This is a genomic window from Agathobacter ruminis, from assembly GCF_002735305.1.
GTDB lineage: Bacteria > Bacillota > Clostridia > Lachnospirales > Lachnospiraceae > Roseburia > Roseburia ruminis.
Genome location: NZ_PDYG01000005.1, coordinates 1 through 25,425 on the forward strand (window position 1 = coordinate 1; position 25,425 = coordinate 25,425).

At 40.5% G+C, this 25,425-nt stretch carries 25 protein-coding genes; 3 read left to right on the forward strand and 22 right to left on the reverse strand.

The window, feature by feature from the left end; translation table 11 throughout:
- Positions 1-306 precede the first annotated feature (306 nt).
- Positions 307-2,055: an Rqc2 family fibronectin-binding protein gene (locus CSX02_RS01795; RefSeq protein ID WP_099385412.1), complete on the forward strand. Its 1,749-nt coding sequence runs from the start codon at positions 307-309 to the stop codon at positions 2,053-2,055.
- Here CSX02_RS01795 and recG read toward each other — a convergent pair.
- From recG to CSX02_RS01810, 3 genes are read right to left on the reverse strand one after another with little or no spacing between them, the layout of a single operon-like run.
- Entirely contained in the window at positions 2,050-4,113 is a 2,064-nt protein-coding gene (gene recG, locus CSX02_RS01800) for an ATP-dependent DNA helicase RecG (protein WP_099385413.1), read from the reverse strand. The genes CSX02_RS01795 and recG overlap by 6 nt on opposite strands.
- Before the next feature lie 22 nt (positions 4,114-4,135).
- Positions 4,136-5,803 carry a DAK2 domain-containing protein gene (locus CSX02_RS01805; RefSeq protein WP_099385414.1) on the reverse strand — a complete coding sequence of 556 codons (1,668 nt, stop codon included), beginning with the start codon at positions 5,801-5,803 and terminating at the stop codon, positions 4,136-4,138.
- A 13-nt stretch (positions 5,804-5,816) separates the two neighbouring features.
- Positions 5,817-6,173 carry an Asp23/Gls24 family envelope stress response protein gene (locus tag CSX02_RS01810; protein ID WP_031545347.1) on the reverse strand — a complete coding sequence of 119 codons (357 nt, stop codon included), beginning with the start codon at positions 6,171-6,173 and terminating at the stop codon, positions 5,817-5,819.
- 179 nt (positions 6,174-6,352) lie between these two features.
- On the opposite strand from CSX02_RS01810, the gene rpmB reads away from it, so the two are divergent.
- Positions 6,353-6,538, forward strand: coding sequence for a 50S ribosomal protein L28 (rpmB, locus tag CSX02_RS01815; protein WP_031545345.1), 186 nt, complete (start codon positions 6,353-6,355; stop codon positions 6,536-6,538).
- Positions 6,539-6,598: 60 nt separating this feature from the next.
- Here rpmB and CSX02_RS01820 read toward each other — a convergent pair whose 3' ends face one another.
- The 13 genes from CSX02_RS01820 to CSX02_RS01880 all read right to left on the reverse strand — a co-directional run bounded on the left by CSX02_RS01820 (position 6,599) and on the right by CSX02_RS01880 (position 19,014).
- On the reverse strand, positions 6,599-6,976 hold the full coding sequence (locus CSX02_RS01820) for a GerW family sporulation protein (RefSeq protein WP_031545343.1): 378 nt from the start codon (positions 6,974-6,976) through the stop codon (positions 6,599-6,601).
- 15 nt (positions 6,977-6,991) lie between these two features.
- Positions 6,992-7,798, reverse strand: coding sequence for a hypothetical protein (locus tag CSX02_RS01825; protein ID WP_099385415.1), 807 nt, complete (start codon positions 7,796-7,798; stop codon positions 6,992-6,994).
- The gene (locus tag CSX02_RS13475) at positions 7,785-8,120 is read right to left on the reverse strand and encodes a hypothetical protein (RefSeq protein WP_099385416.1); all 336 of its coding nucleotides are present in this window, start codon (positions 8,118-8,120) and stop codon (positions 7,785-7,787) included. Before CSX02_RS13475 ends, CSX02_RS01825 begins: the two co-directional genes overlap by 14 nt.
- Position 8,121: 1 nt before the next feature.
- Complete coding sequence (locus tag CSX02_RS01835) at positions 8,122-8,574, reverse strand: NUDIX hydrolase (RefSeq protein WP_031545338.1); 453 nt, start codon at positions 8,572-8,574, stop codon at positions 8,122-8,124.
- Between the two features lie 56 nt (positions 8,575-8,630).
- Positions 8,631-10,067 carry a peptidoglycan D,D-transpeptidase FtsI family protein gene (locus CSX02_RS01840; RefSeq protein WP_099385417.1) on the reverse strand — a complete coding sequence of 479 codons (1,437 nt, stop codon included), beginning with the start codon at positions 10,065-10,067 and terminating at the stop codon, positions 8,631-8,633.
- Complete coding sequence (locus tag CSX02_RS01845; protein WP_099385418.1) at positions 10,042-11,391, reverse strand: FtsW/RodA/SpoVE family cell cycle protein; 1,350 nt, start codon at positions 11,389-11,391, stop codon at positions 10,042-10,044. The genes CSX02_RS01840 and CSX02_RS01845 overlap by 26 nt, the downstream gene beginning before the upstream one ends.
- A gap of 1 nt (position 11,392) precedes the next feature.
- On the reverse strand, positions 11,393-13,525 hold the full coding sequence (locus tag CSX02_RS01850; protein ID WP_099385419.1) for a peptidase U32 family protein: 2,133 nt from the start codon (positions 13,523-13,525) through the stop codon (positions 11,393-11,395).
- Positions 13,526-13,579: 54 nt separating this feature from the next.
- A complete protein-coding gene (locus tag CSX02_RS01855; RefSeq protein WP_099385420.1) occupies positions 13,580-14,005 on the reverse strand; it encodes a cell division protein ZapA in 426 nt (141 codons plus the stop codon).
- 84 nt (positions 14,006-14,089) lie between these two features.
- Positions 14,090-15,088: a Holliday junction branch migration DNA helicase RuvB gene (gene ruvB / locus CSX02_RS01860; protein WP_031545328.1), complete on the reverse strand. Its 999-nt coding sequence runs from the start codon at positions 15,086-15,088 to the stop codon at positions 14,090-14,092.
- Between the two features lie 27 nt (positions 15,089-15,115).
- Positions 15,116-15,724 (reverse strand): Holliday junction branch migration protein RuvA, encoded by a 609-nt coding sequence (gene ruvA, locus CSX02_RS01865; protein WP_099385421.1) that lies wholly within the window; start codon positions 15,722-15,724, stop codon positions 15,116-15,118.
- A gap of 2 nt (positions 15,725-15,726) precedes the next feature.
- Complete coding sequence (miaB, locus tag CSX02_RS01870) at positions 15,727-17,151, reverse strand: tRNA (N6-isopentenyl adenosine(37)-C2)-methylthiotransferase MiaB (protein ID WP_099385422.1); 1,425 nt, start codon at positions 17,149-17,151, stop codon at positions 15,727-15,729.
- Positions 17,152-17,181: 30 nt separating this feature from the next.
- Positions 17,182-18,435: a glutamate-5-semialdehyde dehydrogenase gene (locus CSX02_RS01875; RefSeq protein WP_099385423.1), complete on the reverse strand. Its 1,254-nt coding sequence runs from the start codon at positions 18,433-18,435 to the stop codon at positions 17,182-17,184.
- Positions 18,436-18,438: 3 nt separating this feature from the next.
- Complete coding sequence (locus CSX02_RS01880) at positions 18,439-19,014, reverse strand: 5-formyltetrahydrofolate cyclo-ligase (RefSeq protein WP_099385424.1); 576 nt, start codon at positions 19,012-19,014, stop codon at positions 18,439-18,441.
- 75 nt (positions 19,015-19,089) lie between these two features.
- Here CSX02_RS01880 and CSX02_RS01885 point away from each other — a divergent pair, with 75 nt between their 5' ends.
- The gene (locus tag CSX02_RS01885; RefSeq protein WP_099385425.1) at positions 19,090-20,142 is read left to right on the forward strand and encodes an FAD:protein FMN transferase; all 1,053 of its coding nucleotides are present in this window, start codon (positions 19,090-19,092) and stop codon (positions 20,140-20,142) included.
- A 39-nt stretch (positions 20,143-20,181) separates the two neighbouring features.
- Here CSX02_RS01885 and CSX02_RS01890 read toward each other — a convergent pair whose 3' ends face one another.
- Genes CSX02_RS01890 through rsxC form a run of 6 tightly spaced genes read right to left on the reverse strand, consistent with a single transcriptional unit; the run spans position 20,182 to position 25,401 of the window.
- Positions 20,182-20,973, reverse strand: a complete 792-nt coding sequence (locus CSX02_RS01890; protein ID WP_099385426.1) for an RnfABCDGE type electron transport complex subunit B — start codon at positions 20,971-20,973, stop codon at positions 20,182-20,184.
- Between the two features lie 13 nt (positions 20,974-20,986).
- Positions 20,987-21,610: an electron transport complex protein RnfA gene (locus tag CSX02_RS01895; RefSeq protein WP_031545314.1), complete on the reverse strand. Its 624-nt coding sequence runs from the start codon at positions 21,608-21,610 to the stop codon at positions 20,987-20,989.
- Positions 21,607-22,482, reverse strand: coding sequence for an electron transport complex subunit RsxE (gene rsxE, locus CSX02_RS13835; protein WP_242970395.1), 876 nt, complete (start codon positions 22,480-22,482; stop codon positions 21,607-21,609). Before rsxE ends, CSX02_RS01895 begins: the two co-directional genes overlap by 4 nt.
- Complete coding sequence (locus CSX02_RS01905; protein WP_099385427.1) at positions 22,479-23,084, reverse strand: RnfABCDGE type electron transport complex subunit G; 606 nt, start codon at positions 23,082-23,084, stop codon at positions 22,479-22,481. Before CSX02_RS01905 ends, rsxE begins: the two co-directional genes overlap by 4 nt.
- Positions 23,077-24,036, reverse strand: coding sequence for an RnfABCDGE type electron transport complex subunit D (locus CSX02_RS01910; RefSeq protein WP_099385428.1), 960 nt, complete (start codon positions 24,034-24,036; stop codon positions 23,077-23,079). Before CSX02_RS01910 ends, CSX02_RS01905 begins: the two co-directional genes overlap by 8 nt.
- Positions 24,037-24,072: 36 nt before the next feature.
- Positions 24,073-25,401 carry an electron transport complex subunit RsxC gene (gene rsxC, locus CSX02_RS01915; protein WP_031545306.1) on the reverse strand — a complete coding sequence of 443 codons (1,329 nt, stop codon included), beginning with the start codon at positions 25,399-25,401 and terminating at the stop codon, positions 24,073-24,075.
- Positions 25,402-25,425 lie beyond the last annotated feature (24 nt).

Here is a 25,425-nt window from a genome sequence, read left to right on the forward strand (position 1 = left end):
TATTTCACTAGGGCTCACTCCAATTCACCCGGGTATCCTTTAGATGAGAAGTACATATACGACAGTTTTGGGTGTCCGCCAACGATAAACCTTTTTTCAAAATTGTACAGGCATTCAAAAGACACATGACAATCAAAATGCGAGCTTTTGCATATATGAAAACCAAAATATTCTTGCAAAGTGAAGGAGTTACCGGGGCTATGGACTGAGGATGTCAGTCAATACATGTTGTGAATGGTAACATTTTATTTTCATTTTGGTGTTTTTCGTATAAAATGGATTCGTATGGTTTAGGAGGAAAAAATTATGGCTTTTGATGGAATTGTCATTGCTAATCTGGTGCATGAATGTAATACAATTTTGACGGATGGTCGCATCTCCAAAATTGCACAGCCGGAAAATGATGAATTACTTTTTACGATAAAAACCAAAGATTATGGAAACAAGCGTCTGGCAATGTCTGCGAACGCTTCTCTTCCGTTTTTATATCTGACCGAGGAAAACAAACCGAGTCCTATGGTTGCACCTACATTTTGCATGCTGTTGCGCAAACATATTTCGGGTGGACGCATCATTTCAATCCGTCAGCCCGGGCTCGAACGTATCATTGAATTTGAAATTGAACACTTAAATGAAATGGGTGATGTCTGCCGAAAAAAACTGATTGTGGAATTGATGGGCAAGCATTCCAATATCATTTTCACAAATCCGGAAGGAATCATCATTGACAGCATCAAACGAATCTCGGCCGCAACCAGTTCTCTGCGCGAAGTTTTGCCGGGAATCAAATATGAAATTGCACAAACGCAAAATGATAAAAAGGATCCGCTTGCAGAGGATCTGGACGGCTTTTTGTCAACGGTTTCCGACTTGCCGCTTACGGCATCTAAAGCAATCTATATGTCTTATTCTGGAATCAGCCCAATGATGGCACAGGAATTCTGCTATCGCGCGAATATCGATGGAGACTTGCCGATGTCGGCATTGAGTGATTTTACCAGAATTGATCTGGGCATGCGATTTCTGGAGGCGATGAAACAGATTCGTGAACATGAATTTGTTCCTACTGTCATTTATAGAAACAATGAACCGATTGAATATGCTGCTCTACCGCTTCGCATGTATGAAGATTATGAGAGCAAATCCTATGAATCGGTTTCCGCATTGTTGTATTCATATTTTCACGAAAAGGAACAATATACGAGAATCCGTCAGAAATCAACAGATTTACGTCATGTGATCGCCACCAATCTGGAACGTGCGTCAAAAAAATACGATTTGCAGACAAAACAATACAAAGATGCGCAAAAGAAGGATAAATACAAATTGTATGGTGAATTGCTGCAGGTATACGGCTATCAGGCAAGCGAAGGGGACAAATCCATTGTCTGTAAAAACTATTATGACAATGATAAGGAAATCACCATTCCGCTCGATCCGCAATTGAGTGCACTGGAGAATTCAAAGAAATATTTTGAACGGTATAATAAATTAAAACGAACCGTAGAGGCACTGGATGAATTGCTTGAAGAGACCAAAATGCAGATCAATCATCTTGAGTCTATTCAGAATTCGCTCGAAATTGCCACATCTGTCGAGGATTTGAATGATATCCGTCAGGAATTGATGGATTATGGCTTTATCAAAAAAAGTTTTTCAAAGAAACAAAAAATGCAAAAAAGCAAACCGTTTCATTATCGTTCTTCTGCCGGATATGATATTTATGTCGGAAAAAACAATTATCAGAATGATGAACTGACTTTTAAGATTGCAACCGGAAATGACTGGTGGTTTCATGCCAAAGGCATACCGGGAAGCCATGTAATTGTAAAAGCCAACAATGAAGAATTGCCGGATCATGTATTTGAAGAAGCTGCGCGGCTTGCCGGCTATTATTCCAAAGGCCGTGATGCAGATAAAATTGAAATTGACTATTTGCAAAAGAAAAATGTGAAAAAGCCAAATAAAGCAAATCCGGGATTCGTGGTCTATTATACGAACTACTCGATGACCATTCATCCCGGATTGGAGGGTGTAACCCTTTTAGAATCATAAATTAATATTATCTCTGAATTGAGACATGATTTGTTCCATTTCATGTCTCAATTTTTGATGATACGGACTGCTTAATTCCGGATCTTCTTCCAAAATCCGATTGGCGGCTTCCGATGCAGCCTCCAATTCTGTCGCATCCTGATAAATATCAGCCAATTTAAATGCCAAATCACCGCTTTGTCGGATCCCAAAGAAATCTCCCGGTCCACGCAATTTCAAATCACAGCTTGCAATATAAAAACCGTCATTGGACTGGTTTAGAATTTCCAAACGTTTTTGCGCGGTCTTGGAAGTGGAAGTATTCATAAAGATGCAATAACTTTGTGCATCTCCTCTTCCGACGCGCCCGCGAAGCTGATGCAGCTGTGCCAGACCGAATTTGTCAGCATTTTCGATGAGCATGACTGTTGCGTTCGGGACATTTACGCCTACTTCCACGACGGTTGTAGAGACAAGAACCTGAATTTCATTGCGCAAAAAGGCTTCCATCACAGCCACTTTTTGGGCTCCTTTCATCTTTCCGTGCAAAGTTCCGACTTGAATGGAATCGCCGAAATAAGCTTGTAAACGTTTGGTATAATCAATGACATTTTCGCCTTCCGCATTTTCGGATTCCTCAACCAGCGGACAGATGACATAAGCCTGATGACCGCTGTCCACTTCTTTTTTGATCCAGTCATAGGATTTTGAACGAAATCTGGTGCCGACAACACTGTTTTTAATCGGCAACCGCTTGGAAGGAACATGATCGATGACGGAAATATCCAGATCTCCATACAAAATAATACCAAGTGTACGAGGAATCGGAGTCGCACTCATGACAAGAATATGCGGAGACAATCCTTTGTTCGAAAATGCTTCGCGTTGCTTTACACCAAAACGATGCTGCTCATCGGTAATTACAAGAGAAAGTCCTTGATAAACGATTTTTTCCTGAATCAGTGCATGAGTCCCGACTATGATAGCATTTTTTGCCTCGGCAATGGTTTGGTATGATTCCCTTTTTTCTTTCGCCTTCATCTGGCCGGTTAACAATACCACCGGAATATCCAGATCAAATTCTTTGCAATATTTGCAAAATGTTTCATAATGCTGTGAAGCAAGCACTTCCGTCGGTGCCATAATAGCTGACTGATATCCCAAATGTGATGCCCATGCCATGAGCAAAAAGGCAATGATGGTTTTACCGCTTCCGACATCGCCTTGCAGCAATCGCTGCATGCGATATTTGCCGGATAAGTCATTTGCGATTTCTTTTAACGATTTCATTTGACCTTCTGTCAGCGTAAATGGCAATTTCTTCAACAGATTTTCCACATAAGCATAATCCATAAAAGCAAAGCCGGACGATTCTTTTTCCTGTTTTTGTTTCTGAAAGCGCATATTCATGATAAACAAAAAGAATTCATCAAAAACAAGCCTGCGTCTGGCATCTATCAAAGATTCCATGGAATCTGGAAAATGTATTTGTTTAATGGAATAATTATATTCGCATAAATGATATTCTTTTCGAATCGAATTTGGCAGATAATCGGATAAAAGCGGATCTTCGTTTAACAACTGCCTTACGACTTTTTGCATCGCATCATTGGATATTCCTTTGATGATGCTATAAATCGGCAAATACAGCGAAACGAGTTCCTGATAATCGTTTGAATCAAAGATTTTTGGCTGCTCCATATGCAATTGTTGTCCTTTTAACCGCAATTTTCCGTAAAAAACAAGCTGTCGTCCGACTTTGATCTCATTTTTAATATAGGGCATGGAAAACCAGACCATCTCAATGCCGGATAAACGAATGGTGGTAATTGCTTTATGATTGCGCCCCATTCTTGTGAAAGGACTTTTGTCAACGCGAAGAGAGATTGCATATATTTTTCCGTCTACAAATGTATCTTCGTTTAATTCCGCCGGTACAATCATCGGTGGATATTGCATATAGGTTCGGGGAAAACGAAGGAGTATATCACCTACGGTGTATACTCCTGTCTTTTGAAATAATTCTTCAGTTTTCGGTCCGATCCCTTTGATTTCTGTCACAGGGCTAGACTTTTCCATAATTACTCCTTGTGGAATTCGTTTACTCGATGGAAATAATATAATAGTAAATCGGCTGTCCACCGTCATTTACTTCTACTTCGAGGTCCGGATACTGCTCTTCAATTTTGGCAGCAACTTCATTGGCTGCTTCCTCATCCATATCGGAACCGTAGTAGATGCTTACAATTGCAGAGTCTTCATCTACCATTTGATCTACCATTTCCAAAGTGGTTGCCATCAAGTCGGTGCCGACTGAAAGAATGGACTTGTCTCCGATTCCCATGTAATCGTCCTGTTTGATGACTTTGCCGTCGATTTCGGTATCACGGACTGCATAAGTAATCTGTCCGGTTTTTACGAGAGAAATCTCCTCCTCCATGGTAGCTTTGTTTTCACTTGCACTACGGTCCGGAATGAAATTGACAAGTGCCGTGATTCCCTGTGGTACGGTTGTTGTAGGGATGACAATGATTTCCTTGTCTTCTGTCAGGCTGGCAGCCTGATTTGCAGCCATAATAATATTCTTATTGTTTGGCAAAATGAAAATATGATCCGCATTCACTTTGCTGATTGCAGTCAGCATATCTTCCGTACTCGGATTCATGGTCTGTCCACCTTCGATGATATAATCAACACCAAGACCACGGAAAATTTCATTTAATCCTTCACCGATGGAAACTGTGATGATTCCCATGTCTTTATGAGGCATCTCAGGCTCAGCAACCGCCTCCTGCTTCTGGCTTTCAGCAAGCTTCTGTGCATCTTTGATGAGCTTTTCCTGATGCTCTTCTCGCATGTTATCGATCTTAATGCGTGATAATGCACCATGAGAAAGTGCCTTTTGAATTGCAAGTCCAGGATCATTGGTATGAACATGGGTCTTTACAATATCATCATCGGCAACTACTACAATGGAATCGCCGATGGACTCCAAATATGCTTTATATTCAGCCTCTTCCTTGTTCGTGAGCGGCTTGTTAAGCATAATGATAAATTCTGTACAGTAACCGAACTTGATTTCTTCTTCCGGCTGGTCTTCAACTGCAACTTTACCTGCAGATGGTGTCTCTTCCAAAGAATAATCAATTTCTTTTCCGATTAAAGCATCATATGCACCTTTTAATACCTGCATTAATCCCTGTCCGCCGGAATCGACCACACCTGCCTGTTTCAAAACAGGAAGCATTTCAGGAGTTAAATCAAGTACACGATCAGCTTCTTTGATGATCGCATCCATATAAAATACGATATCATCCGTTTCATCAGCCAATTCAGCGGCCTTATCTGCAGCACCCTTTGCCACGGTAAGGATGGTTCCCTCCTTTGGCTTCATAACAGCCTTATAAGCAGTTGCAACTGCCTTTTGGCAGGCGTCATTTAAAATACGAACATCCAATTCATCATATTCTTTGATTACTTTGCAGAATCCACGAAACAGCTGAGATAAAATTACACCGGAATTACCGCGTGCACCACGCAGAGAACCGGAAGAAATTGCTTTTGATAATGATGCAATGGTCGGTTCTTCAATTGCTGCCACTTCTTTTGCGGCAGACATAATTGTCATCGACATATTGGTTCCTGTATCTCCATCCGGTACCGGAAATACATTTAATTCATTAATCCACTCTTTTTTTGAATCGAGATTCTTGGCACCGGCCAAAAACATCTTCTTCAATAACTCGGTATCTATTGTTTTGACTTCCACTGTGTGATCCTCCTTAATCGATGACGCGAACGCCTTCAACAATAATATTAATCTTATTGATTTGCATTCCAGTAAAAGCTTCAACTTTATATTTTACTGTCTCAACGAGATTTTCTGAAACAGCCTGGATACTCACGCCATAAGATACAATAACATGGAAATCAATATCGATTTTGTTGTTCTCAATGGTAACATCAATTCCATGATTTAAATAGTCTTTTTTCAAAAGACGAACAAGACCGTCTTTAATATTGACTGCCGCCATACCAACGATTCCGAAGCATTCTACGGCAACTGAACCTGCGTATGTGGAAATAACATTCTCATCTACAAGGATTTGACCATACTCTGTGTCTAATTGTCCTTTCATAAGTTACACCTCCATTTTGTGCATAGCTGTGGTATATTATACTCAAATAATCATAAAAAAGCAAATATAATAAAATCTTTTATCTTTTTGCTTGCAATATGATAGTATTTCTGTTAGAATAACTCATGTTGTGAGCGTAGGAAAGCTATGCTTAATGAAATGCAAGGAGGTGCAATACCATGGCAAAATGCGCAGTATGTGAAAAGGGTGTACATTACGGAAATAATGTCAGCCACTCTCATAGAAGATCCAACCATATTTGGAAATCAAACATCAAGCGTGTAAACTGCAAAGTTGACGGAGTTACAAAGAAATTATATGTTTGTACTTCCTGCTTGAGATCAGGTAAAGTTGAGAGAGCTTAATAGCAAACAATAAAAAGAGTTCCGAAAGGAACTCTTTTTTTGTTGCTGTTTTTCAATTGATTAATCTTCAAAATCATCAAGGATATCATCTTCTGCTTCATTCTTTGACTTGGAAGTAAATTTGTTTAATACATCCGGAGCCAAATCCAGAATCTTTGTCATCATATCCTGATTCTTTACATTTACCAGTTTAATATTGCCGTCTTTAATCACCAGTACCGCACTCGGCTGAATCTTTCCTCCAAGTCCTCCTGCTCCATTGCTTTTATGATCCTGATTAAATGCACCGGCAGCAACACCGAATGATACATCTGCTAATGGGAGTATAATCGTATCATTTAAAGTAATGGCATCTCCCACAACAGTCTTTGTTGTAATAAAGCTGTCCATGCCTTTGAATAAGGATTCTACTGTCTGATTGAATTGATTGTCTGCCATCTTAAAAACCTCCTGTTATTTTACTGCTTTATAAAGTTTTTTGCATTCTTTGTCAAATAATAATCGAAGCAGAGGGAATACAATCTGATAGAGATAGATTCTGCCTCTGATATCAATATAGCCGTCAAAATATGCTTCTTCCACATCAAAGTCCGGATAAATCTTCCAATTGTTGCGATATCCGATTGGGAAACAGGCTGCAATTCCAAGTGCCTGTGCCGTTTTATCCGGAGATCCGAGTGAATAGGTTCCCTCGATCCGAATCTTTTTCGGCAAAATTACTTTGATGATATGAAACAGTGTCTGTTTGCATTTGCGTAATGCATTTCGATTGGATTGAAATACATGAATCCATTTTTGAATCTGCATTTTGATTTTTTTAATTTTGCCTGTCTTTTTACGCTTTTTCTTTGAATGACGCGATTTTGAAGCGACATTTTTTACATCGAAATCATAATTATCATTATTTGGATCTTTTTCATTTGATTCTTTTTCATTCGATTCTTTATTATTTGAGTCCTTTATATTTGAGCCTTTTTTATTTGAGTCCTTGATTGTGGGCGTCTGATCGGGGCTGGACGGATGCTCAAAAAAAGGAATCCATAATGCCTTTCCGATTGCAGCCGGACCTTTTTGTCTGGAATAAGAAAAACGAATGCGTATCAGACCAATCCATGATGCCTTTCCTGATATTTCCATATTACGGGATTCAATCCGGTATCGAATCGGCAGGTATAAAATTGCTGCAAGAATCAGTATCAAAAGCAATATGATCACCAGGATAATGATTCCGATGACTTTTATGATATTAAGAAAAATCAAAAGAATCCCTCCATGAGCCTTGATAATATTGCTTCAAATCCGTTTTGCCATATAATTGGATGCACTCCTGTACAACAGCGCCTGCATGCATGACTGCTTCATCCCATGTTGCAAAAATACCGACGACCTGTAAATGATCTTTGGGATAATGTTTCTGTGCCAGTTCTCTGGCAGATATGATTTCAAACAAATCAGTCCCATTCGTTGAAAGACACATGAGATACCCGTGATTAATAAAGGAACCACGGGTGATTTTTTTGACAATTTTATGTGCTTTTTTCTCTATAGAATTACTGATAAAAAGATTTTCATACCATACCATTTTAATAATACTTATGAGAGCCCCATAAATTACTCTTTTTCAATGCCAAATATTCGTTGTAAGCTTTTTCCAGAATTTGTCGTTCGTTGGAAAATTTTAATAAATGATAAGCTTCATGATATTTATAAAAACCGGAGTCCACAAAATATTCTTCCTTTTGTGGTTTGCTGTAATAGCTTTCTCCCATCATTAAATACCAATGAACCTCCTTCTCCACGGTATCCTCCGGAACCGTAAAAGTGTACTGGCTTTTTCCGATGTATTTAATAATTGTGGCGTTTGCGCCGGTCTCCTCTTTCACTTCACGGAGCGCCGTCTCTTTAAACTCCTCCCCTTCCTCAACGGTACCTTTAGGGAGCACCCAGCCTTCATATTTGTTGCGATAATTCTTATATAAAAGCAGGATTTTACCACGAAAAATTACTACACCGCCACAGCTCGTTGCTTCAATCATTGCAATTCCTCCAATGTGTGGTGTATTTCGTATATGATTCTTTAAAAAGTATACCTTTACTTATAGTATGCGTCAAATATTTTCTTTGCGACACGCGTACCTGTCAGACCAACTTTTCCGCTGTCTTCTACCACGACAGCAATTGCAATATCTTCGTATCCTTTTTGCTGCGCATATGCAACAAACCAGGAGTTTACCTGGTCGGTCGAATCCGAAACCTGAGCCGTACCGGTTTTGCCGTAAACATCATAGCTTTGACCGATAAACATTTTCGCGGTTCCGTGCGAAATCACTGCGTCCAGATAATCATGAAACAGTTCACATTCGTCTTCACTAAAGATGGTTTTGTATTTTTGTGGCTTATAATTTCGAACCGTTACACCGGATTTATTGGTAACCTTGTCAACCAGATAAGGCCGCATCACCGTGCCGTCATTGTCCAGGGCGCTGATGATCATCGCCATATGAAGCGGTGAAACATATGTTTTTCCCTGCCCGATTGCAGTATCCATAATCATATTTTTCCCGTCCTGTGAGGAAATGGAAACCACACTTTTGTTTGATTCAAAGGCAATCGGTAAATCTTTGTTAAAAAGCATATCGTCCAATGTCGATTGAAACGCATCAGGATCCAATTGCAAAGAAATATTGGCATAGCTTGCATTACAAGAATTTGCAAATGACATTTCGAGATTTTCTTTTCCATGTGATTGATTTGAAGCGCAATGAATCGTTTTCCCACCGGCTGTAAAGGAACCGTTGCATTCAAATTCATAATTTTTCAACCCGTTTAAATTTTCCCGATAAAATTCAACGGTAGTAAAAATTTTAAAGACGGATCCCGGAGCATATTGTCCCTGCGTGACACGATTGACAAGCTCCGAAGAGGTACCTTCATTGATTTTTTCCCAATTCTTTTCGATGGTATTCGGATTATAATCCGGTTTGGAAACCATCGCCAAAATACGGCCTGTCTTTGGCTCCATGACAATGACGGCGCCATCTGCATCATCAAGTGCGTAATATGCGGCTTTTTGCAGCTGATAATTGAGAGAAGATACCACCGTATCCCCATCATTTTTTTGATTGGAAAAATCATTGATCATCCGGTCAACAAAGAATGTATGCGAACGCAGCAGCGAAAAGTTCATTTGATTTTCCAGTCCTGCTTTACCATTGGTTGCATAACCAATCACATGTGCAAACATTTCATCATGAGGATATTCACGATGTTCGTTCAAATCTTCGTCCACTTTTGTGGTGGCCAGTGTTTCGCCGTCTGAAGAAACAATATCTCCACGCACCACATGTTCTGCAAACAGATTCTGCAAAGCATTATATGGGCTGTTGATGAAATTTTCCGAACGAAAAAACATAAAAAACACATAATATGCTGTCATTCCGATAAAAAGCAGAAAAAACAAATATGTAATTATCGTATATTCTTTTGTTTTAGGATTGTTTGATTTATTTTCTCTTTGTTTTCTTTTCATCTAAATCAGTTGTTCCCTTCTCTTCTTCTGTCATATTTCGGACATACAGCCCCTGAATGATTCCAAAAAAGATAAATGTTGACAGCAATGAGCTTCCGCCGTAACTGATCAAAGGCAGTGTCACACCGGTGGAAGGTATAAATTTGATGGTTCCGCCAATGGTCAGAAATACCTGTAGTGCATAAATGGTCGCAAGCCCAATCGCGATTAATTTATAGAAATCATCACGCATTTTGATTGCAATATTCATAAACATAAAAAATACGGATAAGCAAATGAATATGACACATAATGCAAAAATGCCACCAAGTTCTTCGGAGATTGCCGCAAATACAAAATCTTTTTCAACAATCGGGATTTTGTTCGGCAGCCCCTGATTCAAACCGAGCCCGAACCAGCCGCCGGTTCCGATTCCAAATAGAGACTGACTGACCTGATATCCTTCTTTTTCATATACAGAAAGCGGATTCAGCCATGCCAGGACGCGCACCTGCACATGAGAAAAAATATGATATCCGGCAAATGCGGCAACTGCAAGCAGCCCGCCACCGCCTAACAGATAAAGGAACCGCTCTGTTGCGACATAAATCATAATCACGAAAGTCGTATAATACAAAAATGCGCCACCGAGATCTTTGGCGGCAACCAGAAACAACATAAATACGGCTGCACAAATTCCGGTCAACAAAAGGTTCTTAAAATCCTTTTTGTCATAAAGCCGGGATGCAAGGAAAAAGACAAATAATATTTTAACAAATTCGGATGGCTGAATCGAAAACGAGCCAAAAGATAATGACAATTTGGCTCCGTATTCCACTCTCCCCAAAATTGTAACACTTGCCAGTCCCAGAACTCCGACGATTGCATAAATCCATGAAAGATTGCGGAATATGGATACACTTTGCATGATAATCGGAATGATGACGCAAATAAACAATCCAGCAAGGCAAAAGAAAAACTGTTTCAAGGATTTTGAATAAGATAATCTGGTTAAAATGATAAATCCAATGATCAAAAGCATACACATATTGTTGAGTATGATTTGATTGGCCTCCTTATAGAAAATATGATACAACGCCAGTATTGCTGTAATCAAAAAGCATTGTAAGACATAAATTCCAATCATCTGAGTATTCATGGTTGTAAAATACAAAACAGCAAACGCCAATGCGTGAATGAAATACATCAACACGCGTTGGCGTATATAAACCGAATGACGCAGTTCTCTCGCTTCAACGCGAAAGGCTGCAAAACATTCAAAAGTATATAATAAGATCAATAAAATCAATAAAAATTTTGAAATCTGAACAAAAATATGAAGCACGCTATTCTACTCCCCTTTTATAATGGCCTCTTGTAAATGATTGCTTATTATTATAGCGCATTTTGCCGGATAATTCATCTTCCAAAATCATTAAGATATTCTTAATCTCTTCCTCATTTTCCGTTGTGAAATCGAGTCGGAAATCTGAAAATCCCATCTCCCGCAATACTTTAAACTGATCAATCAGATTGGTCGGCAAAGAATTAAAAACAGTATTGTAGCAAAAACTGCAATGATTCATCACCGGGAAATGCATTTGATAGCGATCGGACAAATAAACAATCTGTGGGTTTTGGCATCCTTTTGTATTTTTGCATACGCATCCAGCCGATTGCATCAATGGATATCGTCCGTAAATCACAAATTCCGATGTCTGATTATCGCGGTGCTGCAATTCCTGACGATTTAATTCGAGCGGTGAGGTAAAATGCATAATGCCATGTGAGGATAATTCGTCGATCGCACGATTGTTCATTGTATACAGACTGTGTTCGGCAATCAGATTAGACTGCGGGAACAATCTCCTGCAAAGCCCCAGACTGTCTGTATTGCAGACAACAAATCCATCCAGTTTCATTTGCACAAGTGCCGCATGATGTTCCTCAAAAAAAACTGCATCACGATTGCGCAATACCTCCGGCATAATCAGATAGCACTCTTTTTCCGCTGCAATGACAGCATTTACATCCTCCTGCAAATCTGTAATCCAATGATTCTTTTCATACATAGATGCATGTAAATAGATGGCATTTAATGATTTGTATCTCAATAAAACAGATAACTGTTTTCTGTCGCGTACAGATGCAATCCATTTGGTCAGATTATGGTTGGAATTTTTGTTCTCATCTCTGCTTGAAAATTCTACCTGTTGATTTCGGCGGTATTGGGATAACATGGATTCATATAACGCCTCTAACGCTTCACGTCTCATGGCATTTAAGACTCCATTCGGCACAAAAATATCATCCGACATATCCAGCTGCAAATCAGTAAAGTCAAAATGCTCATTTCCGGTTTTGTTCATTCGCGCCAAAACATCTTTTGCAATCAATGGAACATTTTTGGCTTCTTCGACCGGATTTTTCTCTATGACAACATGATTGTCTTTGCATGATACTTCCAGACGGGCAGGCAGACCTTTTTGCAGTCGCAAAAAGCCGGTTGCTTTCCATCGCTTTTCTTTACAATCGGCAGCCGGCAGATAATCGCTCTTATGCAATGAGGAATCTTTATAGGTGACCATATCACTGTCGTTATTTCTGTAAAGATAAGCATTGGTAAAACCGCCGCGATTGCCGAATTCTTTTAATTGTTCTACTGCATCTTTTGAACGATTGCCATTCACTGCCTGCGCATAAATTTGGGTCACATGATATGCATATTCCACCTGTTTCATTCTGCCCTCAATCTTCAGCGAATAAATACCGGCTTCTTTTAATTCATCAATCTTTTCATAATTACATGCGTCTTTTAAGCTCAAAATATATACATTTTTCTGAAGGATCTGCTTCTCATCATTGTCCAGAACCGTATAATTCATGCGACATGGCTGTGCACAACGACCGCGATTGCCGCTTCTGCCTCCGAGGACACTGCTAAACAGGCATGCGCCCGAATACGAATAGCATAATGCCCCATGCACAAAAGCTTCGAGTTCCACACCAACCGAGTCGTGAATTTCCTTCATCTCTTTTAATGACAGTTCACGCGAAACCACAACGCGTTCGACGCCAAGTGATTTCAAAAATGCGGCTCCTTCTTTGGATGAAACGGTCATCTGCGTACTAGCATGCAAAGGCAGATCCGGAAAGTATGTATGTAAAAATCTCAATACACCATAATCCTGCACCAGAACAGCATCCAGTCCGGCCTGATATAAGGGCAGAATATAAGCATATAATTCCTGCTCAATCTCTTTATTTTTGAGCAGTGTATTAACTGTCAAATACATTTTTTTGCCACATGCATGCACATAATCAATTGCCCAAAGCAAATCTTCGGTTGTAAAATTGGTTGCGTAAGCACGCGCACCGAATTTGTCGCCACCTACATAAACAGCATCTGCGCCGGCATTGATTACACTTTTTAATATTTCCGGCGAACCTGCCGGTGCAAGTAATTCAAGCTCTCTCATAATAATCCCTCTTACAAAGAAAGGGACACAAAAGTGTCCCCTTAATCATATCCATTATGATTTCTTTTTGTCATCCAAAAGCGAATCTTCCAATGTAGCTTCCAAACGTGCTTTATTTAACAATAATTCTTTGTTTTCAGCCTCTAATTCTTTGATACGCTCTTCGGTACTTTCGGTTTTAACCTGATTCGAAATCAAATCATGCTTCAAATCATATATTTCTTTTTCTTTCGCAGCCAGATCATTCTCGAGTTTTTCAACCTGTGCTTTCGCCTTGAAGAAATCATCCGCGATGTTGATCTCAACCAATGTGTTTTTCATATTCAGTGCCATATGACGATACGAATCCACTGCGTCTATTTCGGCAATCTTATCATTGATATAGGAACCGACTTTTTGCAAATATTCCGCATCCTCATATCCACTTAATGTATATACTTTTCCGTCAATTACTACAACGGCATCTGTTTTCGCTGACATGTAGTGTCCTCCGAATATAAAATAAGCATTTTCCTACAATATATAGTATCATTCTATCAGCAGAAACGCAATACCATATTCTTGCTACGTTTGGCGTGATCTGTTGAAATGCGAAAAAGCGAGGTCTGTAGCAACACGCCCCTTTGGTGTGCGATTAATGAATCCGTTTTTGACAAGATATGGTTCATAAACATCCTCAATGGTGCCGGAATCTTCGCCAAGCGCAGCAGCAAGCGTATCGAGTCCGACAGGGCCGCCACCGAATTTATCAATAATGGTCAAAAGGATATTGCGATCGTTTAAATCGAGCCCGTCCTGATCAACATCGAGCAAATCGAGCGCACTTTTGGCCACATCGCGATTGATGGTGCCGTCAAATCGAACCTGTGCATAATCGCGAACACGTCGCAAAAGGCGATTGGCCAGACGTGGTGTACCACGACTTCTTCTTGCCATCTCCAAAGCACCTTCTTCATCGATTTCAACATGTAACAGTTTCGCAGATTGTTCAATGATGGTTTTCAATTCCTCAATGGTATAATATTCCATATGGCTGACAACACCAAAACGGTCCCTGAGCGGCGCCGAAAGCATTCCTGCGCGTGTCGTGGCACCAATCAATGTGAATTTCGGCAATGGCAATCGAACCGATTTGGCCATTTCGCCCTTTCCAATCATAATATCGATGGCATAATCTTCCATTGCGGAATATAATACTTCTTCCACCTGCTTATCAAGACGATGGATTTCATCAATAAAGAGAACATCGCCTTCGTTTAATCCGTTTAAAATGGCTGCAAGTTCACCGGTTTTGCCGATTGCAGGGCCGGAAGTGATACGAAATCTTGTGCCCATTTCATTTGCGATAATTCCTGCCAATGTGGTTTTTCCAAGTCCGGGCGGTCCGTAAAAAAGTACATGATCCAGTGCTTCCTGTCGCACTTTTGCAGCCTCGATATAGATTTTCAGACTCTCTTTGATCTTTTCCTGACCGATATAATGATCCAGATTCTGCGGTCGCAAAGAATTTTCTGTTTTCTTTTCTTCTTCGAATACCTCAGTCGAGATAATTCTCTTTTCCATAAATGAAATACTCCAGAATAATTATTTTTATTGTAAAAAGCGTAATGAAGCAGACAAAATCTGTTCTACAGTCATGTCTTCAGCATCTTCCACTTTTGAAACCGCTTTTAAACTTTCTGTCGAGCTGTATCCCAAAGCGGTCAATGCCATAACAGCTTCGTTTTTGGCTGCACTTTGATTACCGGAGGCGGTGTCGGCAGAAACATGTTCTGATTTTTTCTCAAACGCATCTTCCAACCGGACTTTATCTTTTAATTCCAATATGACACGGGATGCCGATTTTGCACCGATTCCCGGAGCTTTTGCGATTGCCTTGGAATCCTGTGAAAGGATTGCGAATCGTAAATCATCCGGACTTAATACGGACAAAATTCCCATTGCCGCCTTTGGACCGATGCCATTGACAGACAATAATAATTTGAATAATTCTTTTTCATCACGATCCAAAAATCCGTATAGTAACATCGCGTCCTCGCGAACAGCAAAATAAGTATATACTTTTATTTCACTGCCCACTGCCGGCAAAAGCGCATAATCAAGACCTGTAATATTGATGTTGTAGCCGATTCCGCCTGTCTCAACAACAATCTGATCATAATATGTTTCCGCCAATTCTCCCTTAATATATGAAATCACGATTATTCAACCTCTCCAAGATAATAAAATCCTTTGCACTCAAGCAAACGAACCTGATAAATGTTTCCAATCATGGAAGCATCACCCGGAAAATGAACCAATGAATTGTTGGCAAGGCGTCCGCTTACCAGCTTATCATCCTGTTCATTTATCTGCTCTACCAGTACAGGAAGTACTTTTCCTGTCAGCAGATTGGCTTTTTTCGCAGCATTTTCCTGCACAATTGCAAGTAAACGATCGAAACGGTCTTTGATCACATCTTCCGGAACCTGATTGTCCATACGCGCTGCAGGTGTTCCGGTTCTCTTTGAATAGATAAAAGTAAATGCATTATCATATTCAACCTGTTTTACAACATCGAGAGTTTCCTGGAAGTCTTCTTCTGTCTCTCCCGGGAAGCCGACAATAATATCTGTTGTAATGGCAATATCCGGAATTGCCTGGCGCAATTTGGTGACGATGTCGAGATATTGCTGTTTGGTATAATGACGATTCATCAATTCAAGCAAACGGTCACTTCCCGACTGCAGAGGCAAATGCATATGCGGGCATACATTTTCGCATTCTGCCATTGCACGAATCAAATCATCCGACAAATCCTTTGGATGAGAAGTCATAAAACGAATTCTCTTTAAACCTTTGATTTCGTTGATGGAACGTAATAATTCCGCAAATGTAACAGGTTGTTCCAGATTCTTGCCGTATGAATTCACATTCTGACCCAACAACATAATTTCGGTCACGCCATCCGCAACCAGTTTTTCGCATTCACGAATGATATCTTTCGGTTCACGGCTTCGCTCTCTGCCTCGCACATAAGGTACAATACAATAACTGCAAAAATTATTGCATCCGAACATGATATTAACGCCGGATTTAAAAGAATATTTGCGCTTGATTGGCAAATCTTCAACAATTTTGTCTGTATCATCCCAAATATCAACGAGCAACTTGTCATTTTGCAGACAATGAACCAAAAGTTCTGCAAACTTATAGATATTATGTGTACCAAATATCAGATTTACCTGACGATAGCTTGTTTTGATTTTTTCGACAACGGTCGGCTCCTGCATCATACATCCGCAGAGTGCAATTCTCATAAATGGATTCTTTTTCTTCATATTAATCAAATTGCCAAGTCTGCCGTATACCTTATTATTTGCATTTTCGCGCACGGTACAGGTGTTGTAAATCACAAAATCCGCCTGCTCCGATTCTGCTTCTACATATCCTGCCTCTTCAAGAATTCCGACAATTTTTTCGGAATCTCTGGCATTCATCTGACAGCCAAAGGTCTTGACATAATAGGTCAGTTTTCGGCCTGCCGAAGCTTCAAGTTCTTTTACAAGTCCTTTTGCGATTTCAATATTCTCATATTGTAACAGACGCTCTGATTCTGCATTTAATGTAATATTTGTTTCACTCATTAATTTTATGTTCTCTCTTCCGTTTGTATTTTATGGACGCACCTGACCATCTCCGAAAATAAGATATTTATAGCTGGTCAAAGCTTCTAGTCCCATCGGACCGCGCGCATGTAATTTTTGTGTACTGATTCCAATCTCAGCCCCAAATCCGAATTCATTTCCATCCGAGAAACGGGTTGATGCATTATGATAAACACAGGCAGCATCAATCTCCTTCATGAATTTGTCAGCATGTTCGGAATCTTCTGTCATAATTGTTTCCGAATGTCCGGTATTGTAATGATTGATATGTGCGATTGCTTCATCAATTGAATCGACAATTTTAACAGATAAAATATAATCAAGATATTCCTTGCCAAAATCCTCTTCTGTCGCCGCAATGACATTTTCCTTGCCGCTTAGAATCGACAGGCTCTTCTCATCGCATCTGAATTGCACATGATATGGCTCTAACCGGTTGTAAATTTGCGGCAAAATTTCATTTGCAACAGATTCGTGAATCACGAGGGATTCAATGGCATTGCATACACCGATTCTCTGTGTTTTTGCATTTTCAATAATATTCAGAGTCTTTTCAAAATCTGCAGATTCATCCACATAAACATGACAATTTCCGGTTCCGGTTTCAATGACAGGAATGCTCGAATTGTTAACCACCGCAGAAATCAGTCCCGCTCCGCCTCTTGGAATCAATACATCCACAAATTGATTCATCTTCATAAATTGTGTTGTTGTTTCTCTGTCGGTCTGTGTAATCAGATTCACCGCATCTTCCGGAATCTGGTTTATTTTTAAAGCCTCTTTGATTGCATTTACAATGGCGATATTGGAATGAATGGCATCTTTTCCGCCTTTTAAAATCACACAGTTTCCGGTCTTAAAACACAATCCGAACGCATCCGCAGAGACATTCGGTCTGGCTTCATAAATCATTCCGACCACGCCGATGGAAACGCGAACCTTCTTTAAAATCAGTCCGTTTGGCCGTGTTGTCTCAGATAAGATTTCACCCAAAGGATCATTCAGACCGGCAACCTGATCCAATCCGTCCGCAATGGCAGCAATTCTTGATGGATTAAGCATCAGTCTGTCCAGCAGTCCCTGTGGCATCTGATTGTTGCGCCCGTTTTCAAGATCGACTGCATTTGCTGCAATAATCTCATCCTGATGCGCAAGGATTGATTTGGCTGCATCATGTAATACCCGGTTTTTGACTTCCGTTGATAAATTTCCAATTACATTTTTCACATCATGTGTACGACTGCATAAAACTTCTAATTCCATTGATTACTCCTTTGGGTGCACATTGACGATTCCAAGTTCAGACACAAAAAAATGCAATGGAATATCCAGTTCGGATGTTTCGAAATCAGATTCCAACTGAAAATGATATCCGACGCCGACAGAAATTCCATCAAAATCTTTCAAAAAGCGGTCATAATATCCTTTGCCATATCCGATACGATGCCCTTTTTCAGAAAAAGCCACACCCGGTACAATAACAAGCATTTTCTCATTACAGTTTGATTGCTGGAGCAATTCGGTCGTTTCATCAGGCTCCATAATCCCAAAATACCCCGGACGCATCTCATTGATATCAGTGATTCTGTAAAACAAAAGGTCCGTTGCAGTTGTTTTTGGATAGTAAATTTGCTTTTGGTCTTTTAAAGCCTGATGAAACAACGACTTTAAATCCACTTCATGATTGATGGCATGATAAAGCAAAATACAATTTGCATTATGATACTCCGGCATGCTTTGAATATAAGTGCAAATGCGTTCGGACTTATTTTGACATTCCGTCTCCGACATGCTTTTTCGCAATTTTATATTATTTGATCGCAATTCTATTTTTGTCCGCATAGAGTTACTTTACCATAAGATGACCGAAAACACAAAACTATTGCACGATTTCCAAAAAGAATTAAAATATTTTCTATGAAGAACTTTAAAACCAATATAAAAACAAAAAAAATCAAGTATCAATATCTGTTTTTTCTCCTGTCTGCTTTTTTCTTGAGCGGATGTAGTGCAAAACCAAATGAACCAATTTCAAAATCCGGAACATATTTTGATACCATTATCACTGTCACATTATATGACAGTTCAGACGAACAAAAGCTGGATGATTGCATGAATATTGCAAAAGAATATGAGCAGCTGCTCTCTGCTACGGTTTCAGATAGTGATATTGCCCGAATCAATTCAAATCCTGGCGAATGGGTGACGGTGGATGCCAAAACCATCGATGTTGTAAAAAAAGCCATTTATTATTGCAATCTGAGCAATGGCAAATTCGATATTACAATCGGAGCATTGACAGACCTCTGGAATATTTCTCAAATTGCCGGTCAATGCAACAGTCCGGACAATGAAATGCCGGAATCGGTATTGCCGGACGATGCGAAAATCAAGGAATTACTAGCGCATGTCGATTATCATAATATCGAGATTGATGAAAAAGAATCAAAGATAAAATTAAATGATCCGCTTGCCAAACTTGATCTCGGCGGAATTGCAAAAGGTTTTATCGCAGATCAGATGAAACAGTATTTGAATGAAAATGATATCAAAGAAGGGATCATCAATCTTGGAGGCAATCTCCTGACGTTGGGCCCGAAGTCAAATGGAAAGCCTTATCAAATCGGAATTCAATATCCGTTCGACCATTCCGGGAAAGTCATTGATCAAATCGAAGTCAAAGATCAGTCCGTTGTTACTTCTGGTGTTTATGAGAGATATTTTACCGTCAATCAAAAGCGATATCATCATATTCTCTCAACGGAAACAGGTTATCCTGCAGACACAGATTTGCTCGGTGTTTCCATTATCAGTCAGTCTTCCTGCGACGGAGATGCAATCAGTACCATTGTGCTTGCACTTGGATTAAAAGACGGCATGGCTTTTATCAATTCTCTCGATGACGTGGAAGCCGTATTTATCACAGATCAATATGAATTGCAATACAGCAATGCGAATATCAAAAAATAGGACGCCATCTGGCGTCCTATTTTAATCGCATGATTCATTTTATAAAATAACTTTTTTCGGGCATTTCAACGCACATGCATCACAGCCTGTACATTTATCCTGATCGATATATGCGATATTGTCTACAACATGAACTGCATCACTCGGACAATTTTTCTCGCACAGATGACATCCGATACATCCCGCCTGACAAGCTGCCATAACATCTTTGCCTTTATCTTTGGATGAACATGCAACAATATGTTTTGCATCATATGGCACAAGCTCAATCAGATTCTTAGGGCAGGCTGCCACACATTTTCCGCAGGCTTTACATGCCATAGGATCCACATGTGCCACACCGTTGATGACATGAATTGCATCAAACGGACATGCTTTCACACAGGAACCATATCCAAGACAACCATAATTACATGACTTTGGTCCACCGTTAGGAACAAAAGCCATAGCCTGACAGTCTTCTACACCGGTGTAATCATAATCGGTTTTGGCTTTCTCACAATCTCCGATACATTTTACAAAAGCAACTTTCTTTGCGCCCTCTTCAGCAGCAACTCCCATGATTTCACCAATCTTGGCTCCGACAGCAGGTCCGCCGACCGGACATTGATTGACAGGTGCTTCCCCTTTTACAATCGCAGCTGCAAGACCGGAACATCCGGCATAACCACAGCCACCACAGTTATTTCCCGGAAGAACATCAAGGATTGCTTCTTCACGAGGATCTACTTCGACTTTAAATTTTTCTCCGGAAATTCCGAGGAAGAATCCCAGAAGAACTCCTACGGCGCCAACTACGACAGCCGCTACGATAATCGCAACAAATTCCATTCTACTCTCCCTCCTAAATCATTCCTGAGAATCCCATAAATGCAATTGACATTAAGGCTGCTGTAATCAATACGATTGCAGTTCCGCGGAATGGCTTTGGAATATCATTATATTCAATTTTCTCACGAATTCCTGCCATCAGGACAATCGCAATAAAGAATCCAACAGCGGTAAAAATTCCATAAATCATAGAGTATAATAATGCCATACCAAATGATTTGTCGGAATAATTGGTTACAGAATTCAACGCAACGCCCAATACCGCACAGTTCGTGGTAATCAAAGGTAAGAATACACCAAGAGAACTATACAGGGAAGGGACCTTTTTCTTCAAAAACATTTCTACAAACTGTACCAGAGAAGCAATGACAAGAATGAATACGATTGTTTTCAAATAAGTCAGGTCAATGCCGCTTTTTACCAATGCCGGATTGGCAAGAATGCCGTAATAAATTAATTGTGTCACGAATGTTGCAATCGCGATGACGAAAATAACCGCTCCACCCATTCCGGCAGCAGTCTTTGTATTCTTGGATACCCCGAGGAATGGACAAATACCGAGGAACTGGCTCAGTACAACATTATTGACAATTGCGGCTCCAACCGCAACCAATGCTAATTCTGCAAGTACACTCATGCTTTTTCCACCTCCTCAGTCTGATTGGCTGCTTTTGCAGATGCACAAGCTTTTGCCTGCGCACAGTTCGCACAGCTTCCCGCAAAACATCCTGCAGGTTCGGCAAGAGGCTCGCCCTGCTCTTTCATATGTTCACGAACAAGATTCATTACCACGACCAAAACCGCAAGTACAAGAAATGCACCCGGTGCCATGATAAAGATTGTAATCGGCTTATAATAACCACCAAGTACCGCAATCAATCCTGCAAGCGCAAGAATAATTGCGAGTGTCTCCAAAAAGATTTTGCCCGGTGAAACATGTTTCATAATCAGATAACCGATTAAAACAATGCAAATCAATCCGGCAACCAGCATGCATACCGAAATTGCAGTTGATAAAGATGCAAGATTGACAGAAAATGCTGTTGCAGCACCGAGAATTTCACGGATCAAACCGATACAGGTTAATCCGAATGTAAATCCAAGTCCCATTCCAAGTCCGTCAAAAATAGATTCCACAGGCGGATTCTTGGATGCATAACTTTCCGCTCTTCCAAGGATGATACAGTTTACCACAATCAAAGGAATATAAACGCCTAACGCATTGGAAAGTGAAGGAAGATATGCCTGCAGCATAAACTGTACAATCGTTACCAGAGAAGCTACAACGACAATAAATGCCGGCATACGGACTCCGTTTGGTATCACTTTACGGAAAAGTGAAATCAAAAGATTTGACAATACCAATACAACCGTTGTAGAAAGTCCCATTCCCAAACCATTGATTGCCGATGAAGTAACCGCAAGTGTCGGACACATACCAAGCATCAGAACAAAGGTAGGATTTTCCTTGATAATACCGTTATATAAGCGCTCTAAATATTTATTCATTTTGCACCTCCCAATTCATTGTCAAAGAAAAGGATAGCTGCATTGCATCCGTTTGCAATTGCTTTGGATGTAATCGTGGAACCGGTGATTGCTTCAATCTGATTATCAGCTGCCGGTGTCTGCTTTACCACTTCGAATTTTTCTACATTCTTTCCTTCAAACTGACTATAGAAATCTTCTTCGGATGCTTTCAGTCCAAGTCCCGGAGTTTCGGAAGTATCTGTGATGGAATATCCGTTCACGGTCCGGTCCATACGAATTCCTACCGAAAAAGTAATGCTGCCCTGCGAACCGTCTTTTGCAGTCACGGTAATCACATAGCCCAACAGATTTCCGGATCCGTCCTTAGCTTCCTGTACATCATCAATGACATCGCTGTATCCGTTATCTTTCAATAATTGATTTGCAGCATTTGCATCATATTCTGCTAAAGAAAATTGCTCCGCATCTGCAAATACGGCCTGGAAAGCCTTCTGCTGTGCAGCATTGTTAGCCGCATCGATCGGTTCTTTGGTGATACCGTGAACTAGACCGAGAATCAATCCGAGCACGATGGTAAATGCAAAGAGAATTAAGGCGTCATGTACAATCTTTTTATTCATTTGTCTTCGCCTCCTTCTTCACTCCAAATGCACGAGGAACCGTTACTTTTTCAATCAATGGAACCAAAAGGTTGCTCAAGATGATTGCAAAAGAAACACCTTCCGCATTGGCACCGAAACAACGGAACAAACCGGTCAACAGACCGCATATCATACCGAATACTATCTTGCCCATCGGAGTAATCGGACTGGTCACATAATCGGTTGCCATAAAGAATGCTCCGAGCATCAATCCGCCACCGCACAGCTGTGCAACCACATAATCAAAAGAAAATGCTTCTTTTCCAAAAATGCACATAAACAATGCAAAGGTCAAAATATATGCACCCGGAATCTTCAAATCAATGACTCCGAACAAAATCAGGATAATCGCGCCAATCAAAATGGCAATCACACTTGTCTCACCGATGGTTCCGGCTGTATTTCCAATCAACATATCCCGGACATTCACAGAAGCAAGACCTTCATTGCGAATCATGGCAAGCGGTGTGGCTGATGCAATTCCTTCATATTTGGTTCCGTTAATGAAGCTGGTCATATCTGCAGCAAATGCAATGACCAAAAAGCAACGTCCACCGAGTGCCGGGTTCATAAAGTTCTGTCCGAGGCCGCCAAAAATCATTTTGACAACGATAATGGCAAAAAATGCACCAATCACCGCTTCCCAAATTGGAAGTGTGGACGGGAAATTCAATGCCAGCAACAAACCTGTCACAACAGCACTCAAATCATTGATGGTTTGTTTTCTCTTGGCAATCTTATTAAATACAAATTCCGAAATCACGCATGCTGCAATTGTTACAACAATCAATACCAGCGCTCTCCAGCCGAAATTATAAATTCCGAATAAAGATGTTGGCAGCAATGCGAGAATGACATAAAGCATAATATTACTGGTTGTTACCTTCTCACGCACGTGCGGAGAAGAAGAAACCTGATATGTCTCACTCACTTTTTGTTCACCTCTCTTAATTTTTATCGAATGAAATTATTTATTTGCGGCCTTCTTGCGCTTCTCGGCAAGCACAATCTTCTTTGTTGTTTTAATTGATTGTGCAACCTGACGCTTGGAAGGACATACAAAAGAACAGCTTCCACATTCAATACATTCCAGGCCGTTCCATTTTTCAAAATCTTCCAGAAGATTTCTCTCGGAGAATTTCATCAAACGGCTCGGAATTAATTTTTCCGGACATGCTTCCACACATCTGCCGCAATTGATACATGCAATGGTCTCATTTTCGGAAACCGCATCTTCTGAAAGGCAAAGGATGGAAGAAGAGGTCTTGGTGGTAGGAATATCCAGTGAAAACATGGAAAATCCCATCATCGGACCACCGGAAATCATCTTTTTCGGTGTTGTCTTTAATCCTGCGGCATCAACCAGCTGCTGGTATGGTGTACCGATGGAATAAAGGAAATTGGATGGTTTTTCGATTGCATCTCCGGTAACGGTAGAAACACGCTTCATAACCGGAATTCCATTCTTGACTGCCTGATAAATCGCTATAATGGTCTCAACATTGTCTACAATGCATCCTGCATCGGCCGGAAGCATCTTGGAATTGATTGCGCGACCTGTTACCGCATAAATCAGCTGGCGCTCTCCGCCCTGCGGATATTTGGTCATCAGCGTGCACACTTCCATTCTGGATTCATTGGCAATGCGCTCCTGTAATTTTGATACGCAATCCATTTTATTGTTCTCGACACCAAAAACACCTTTGGCATTCGGGAACAACTGCAGAATAATCTTCATGCCTTCTACCAGTTCGTCAGTATTCTCAAGCATTCTGCGATAATCCGCGGTCAAATACGGTTCGCACTCCGCACAATTGGCGATAATATATTCAATCTTGTCCGGCTCTTTTGGAGAAAGTTTAACATGTGTCGGGAATCCGGCACCACCCATACCAACTACACCGGCTTCTTTGATTTTGTTAATGATTTCATCTTTGGAAAGTTTTGTGACGTCCTCGGTCTCTGTAAAACCTGCTTCAATAAACTGATCATCGCTTTCGATAAAAATCGATTCCACCATATCACCGGTAGCAACACGATGCTTTTCGATTTTTTGCACGGTTCCGGAAACGGAAGAATAAATCGGGGAAGATACAAAGCCGGATGCCTCTGCAATCTTTTGCCCTTTCAGAACGGTATCCCCTACCGCGACAATTGGGGTTGCAGGCGCTCCAATGTGCTGTGACAAAGGAAAGACCAGAACTCCCTTGGGTAAAACTTCTGTGATTACGGAGTCTTTTGCCAATTCCTTACCTTCATAAGGATGTACTCCGCCGGAAAATGTTTTCAAACCCATTCCTAGTGCACCTCTTTCTTTAAA